Source organism: Methanobrevibacter sp. (genome assembly GCF_036307625.1).
GTDB lineage: Archaea > Methanobacteriota > Methanobacteria > Methanobacteriales > Methanobacteriaceae > Methanocatella.
In genome coordinates, this window is sequence record NZ_JAXJXF010000157.1 from 1 (window position 1) to 4,120 (window position 4,120).

At 35.1% G+C, this 4,120-nt stretch carries 6 protein-coding genes; 5 read left to right on the forward strand and 1 reads right to left on the reverse strand.

Features of this window, described 5'->3' with window-relative positions; genetic code table 11:
* Window positions 1-476: type I restriction-modification system subunit M N-terminal domain-containing protein (locus UIB65_RS10065; RefSeq protein WP_330041401.1), on the reverse strand; the 476-nt coding region annotated here is incomplete at its 3' end.
* Window positions 477-666: 190 nt separating this feature from the next.
* Between UIB65_RS10065 and UIB65_RS10070 the strand changes: the two genes are divergently transcribed.
* The 5 genes from UIB65_RS10070 (at window position 667) to UIB65_RS10090 (ending at window position 4,047) form a co-directional block, all read left to right on the forward strand.
* Window positions 667-1,071: a hypothetical protein gene (locus UIB65_RS10070; protein ID WP_330041403.1), complete on the forward strand. Its 405-nt coding sequence runs from the start codon at window positions 667-669 to the stop codon at window positions 1,069-1,071.
* A 134-nt stretch (window positions 1,072-1,205) separates the two neighbouring features.
* Complete coding sequence (locus UIB65_RS10075) at window positions 1,206-1,691, forward strand: hypothetical protein (protein WP_296884802.1); 486 nt, start codon at window positions 1,206-1,208, stop codon at window positions 1,689-1,691.
* A complete protein-coding gene (locus UIB65_RS10080; protein ID WP_330041408.1) occupies window positions 1,691-2,629 on the forward strand; it encodes a hypothetical protein in 939 nt (312 codons plus the stop codon). Before UIB65_RS10075 ends, UIB65_RS10080 begins: the two co-directional genes overlap by 1 nt.
* Before the next feature lie 17 nt (window positions 2,630-2,646).
* Window positions 2,647-3,573: a hypothetical protein gene (locus UIB65_RS10085; protein WP_330041410.1), complete on the forward strand. Its 927-nt coding sequence runs from the start codon at window positions 2,647-2,649 to the stop codon at window positions 3,571-3,573.
* Between the two features lie 72 nt (window positions 3,574-3,645).
* The gene (locus UIB65_RS10090) at window positions 3,646-4,047 is read left to right on the forward strand and encodes a hypothetical protein (RefSeq protein WP_330041412.1); all 402 of its coding nucleotides are present in this window, start codon (window positions 3,646-3,648) and stop codon (window positions 4,045-4,047) included.
* Window positions 4,048-4,120: the final 73 nt, after the last annotated feature.

Genomic DNA, 4,120 nt, shown 5'->3' on the forward strand with positions numbered 1-4,120 from the left:
GAAATATTTTTAGGTGATAAATCAAGACTAGTTTCATTGAACTTTTTAATTAATAAATATAATAAATTTGCTTTGGAGAGTTTAGCTATTTGTTTTCCAATACCAAAATTTTCAAGAATATCTGTTACATTACTACTGAAACAGTTAATGTAAGATTTAATATTATCTTCAAGGTTATCTGGATCTTGTATTAATGTTTCAAAATCAAAATGAGAATAATTGTAGAATCCTAGTTCCTGACCATTTTCATCAACAGATTTGCTCATAAGGAGTGGTGAAAGAAATTCTGTTTTGTTTTTATTGGAGTCATATGTATCTATAACATCTTCTTTAGAATATTTTAATAGGTCATCAAATCTTTTTAGAACAGTAAATGGTAAAATTACTTTTTGATATTCATGTCTTTTATATGGTCTTCCCAAGACAGAGTCTGCTATGTTCCATATGACTTCAGAAATTTCATGAATATTTGCCAATTTATCACCCTTATAAATGCTATGATATTTATTTTTATTACACACATCTTATAATATTTATTATATTAATCACGTCTATAATACAATAATGATTTAAACTTGTTATATTACAAATCGAGAGCAATAATATCCCAGATTTATATCAAAAAGATTTTATATGGATTTATTCAATTAATAAATAGTGATTATAATGAACAAAGATAAAATAAAAATATATGATGAGTGTAATGCTGATGAAAGAGATGTTCTTGATAGTTTCAGGAAAATGAAGTTAATGTATGATTATGCTAGATTCAAATTACATGCGCTTCAAGTTGAAGACATTATTAATGATTATGAACAGCTAAAGAAATTACGTGAAGAAATCCAAAGTAAATACTTTTCAATTTATGAAGAATTACTGGCTGAAGATTTAATTGAAGGCGAACTAGATGCTAGTATCTGGGGCATCACTCGTGAGCATGAAAATGAAGTTTGGGATTCTGAACTAAGATTAATGAGCGATATTAAAACTAATTTTGATATAGCTATTCACATGATTGAAAGTGGCGAAGCAGAGCAAGCAATCATTGATAAAGAAAATATAATTCCCTAAAATCTTTTTGTTAATGTTAATGTGCCAAGGTTAATCTCCACAAAAATTTTAAAAAAGTAGCTATAATATAGTGATATTTATATATTATAAGTAATAAATTACATAATAAAGAATTTAAGTGGAGGACATATTTAATGGCAGATTCAATTATTTTACTTGAAGAGAGAAAAGAAGTTACAACTTTCTTATTGGATGAAGGTACCATCACTGCAACTACTGTAACTACTCCAACCGGAGAAACTCCAGGATATGAATATGCTGGAGACAAAGTTAAAGTTGATGATGCCGTAACCTTATCAGACAACTCAGATATTGGAAAACCAACTGTTAAAAAATATACTGCTGCTGAAGGTGAAATCATTTTAGGCATTGCAGTTAACGATCCGGTTACAATGACTGGAGGTAGAAGAAAAACTGCAATCCTAGTTTTAGGTCATCTGTTCAGATTAAAATTAGCTAGTGGTTTATCAAACATTAACGTTAATGATAGGATTGCATTAACTTCAACTGGAGCTATCAAATCTGATGACGGTGAATACATTGCAATGCATCCGGTTGAAAGTTCAGATGCATACAATTACATTGAAGTGTTCAGACCATACGATATAGGTGAGAACTGATGATTACAAAAGGAAACGATACCAAGGTTCAAAACGAGGTGATCGCCCAGACAATCACCGATGAGTCAGCAAAAAGGTTGAGATTGGCAAGGCTCTTTCCAAAGCAGGAAATCAAGGAAAACTCCGACTACTACACTTACTTTAGGCAGAACATCAATCTTGATGAGGCCATCAAAAAAGGATTGCTTGGTGAGGCAAAAGACCTTGCTCCCGGCGCATCCCTGCAGGAGCTCAACATCAGAAAGCCCGTAACCGACACAATTTCCATCGATACTGTCGGTGGGGTGCTCAATGTAAACAAGGATGTCTTTGATAGTGACAGGATTTCATTTGAGGATTTATTGGCTGATGTTGCTACACTCATTGCAAATAAAATCGAGTACAATATTTACAATACTCTTGTAAGCTCACCTAAGGTTCCAAAATACAATACCACACAAACCGAGGACACAATGGAGGCTTTCGGACAGTTCGTCATCAAGGCGCAGGAAGCCTTCAAGGGCAGTTCCGGTGCAGGTGCCGACTTGACAGTGATGGTTGAATCATATAGGACATTAAGCTATATCAAGCAGTTGGCATACATCAGCAATAAGCTCGTCCAGCCGGTTGAGGAGATACAAAGCTATTATGGTGTGGACAACATTGATTTTCTTGGAACCACACATGCCGACGGCGGGTCCATGATTGGAGAAAAGGATTATATAGCTTTCGACCTTAGAAACGCGCCATTAACAGTATTGTATTCCAAATCCTCCGGAACAACTGTTGCTCCGATTACATCAGACCCAGACATTGCCGATTTCTATCCGATTATTGAAATCATGAGAAAGGACATCTATGATGAGCTTCCACAATACACTAAGCTGTTTATACAAAGCAAGGTTGGAATATTGTTGAACAAGCCGCATCTGGCATTGACAGGTACATGCAGGCCATAAAATGGAGGTGATTATTAATGTTGACTAAAGGAAACAACGCAAAAGTTCAGGATGAAGTGATGGCACAAATTGTAGCAGACACTTCAGCCAAATGGATGAAATTCACAAGACTGATTCCAAAACAGGAAATCGAGGAGAATTCCCAGTACTACACTTACATGTCCCAGCGCGTCAATATCGATGAGATAATAGCGAAAGGACAGTTGGGTGAGGCAAAAGACGTCGCACCTGGAGCGACACTTCAGGAGCTAAACGTCAGAAAACCAGTAAGCGACACTATATCCATTGATACAATCGGTGGTGTTTTGAATGTATCAGCGCAGATGCTTGATTCCAATTTGATTTCCGTTAATGATATGCTTCAGGATGTTGGAATATTGATTGGAAGAAGTATTGAGCAGGCTGCAATCAACATGATTTTAAACAATCCTAAAGTGGCAACATATAATTATACTTCAGGCGATGACAGCGGAGTTACAATCCTTAAAGCTCAGGAGAAGTTTAAGGAATCAGCGGGAAGCTTCTGTAACCTAAACAGTATGGCAGTTAATTACAAGTCATTGACTACATTAAAGTCGGATATGTTTGCATCTAACAGACATGTGGAGCCGGTTGAGGAGATAAGGTCATATTACGGTATTGACAATATTGATTTGTTGGGCACTGCTGTTTGTGATGGCGGATCTGAAATTGCCGAGAAGACCTACATCGGTATGGACTATCAAAACCCTGGAATGAAACTCCTGTATTCGAAAATCAGTGGAACAACCGTTGCACCTCTTGGTCCTGACGGAGATGTGTATGACTTCTATCCCTTAATTGAATTCATGAGAAAGGACATCCGTGATGAACTGCCGATGTATACAAAGCTATTCATACTTACATCTGTTGGTGTTTTGATGAATGCGCCTAATAGGATTATTAAAGGTAAGTTCAGGGCTTAAATAGTTGGGAGTTAATTCTCCTAGCTAAACATTTTTTAGATAGGGATTGTAATATATAATTGAGGCAATAAAATGAAATTAATACTAGATAGTGAAAATTCACATCCAACAACAATAACAGTTAAAGGGCATGAAATAACATTGCTTTTAATTGAATCTAGTATATTAATCGATTCATCCCAAATTGCAAAGATATTTGATAAAAAAGAAAAGACAGTTGCAACTAAGGTGCAGAAATCTGGGCTGGAGAAATACGAAACAGAAAATGTGAAGCTATTGAAGAATTATGGATTGATGCATGCGGATGCTGTTAAACCAAGGCCTTTTTATGATTTAAGACAAATCTTGGAAGGACCAGCAGAATATTATTTCAAACAGATTGATGAAGTTGATTTGATTGATAATATTGTACGTGTAGCTATTGGAAAGCATCGTGAATGGATTCACAATAGAGATATTGGAAAAATTTATTAGTTGTGTGTTAAATAGTTAATTAACAATTTAGTTATATTATAATGACTTTGAATGCCATATATGTCTATAATTA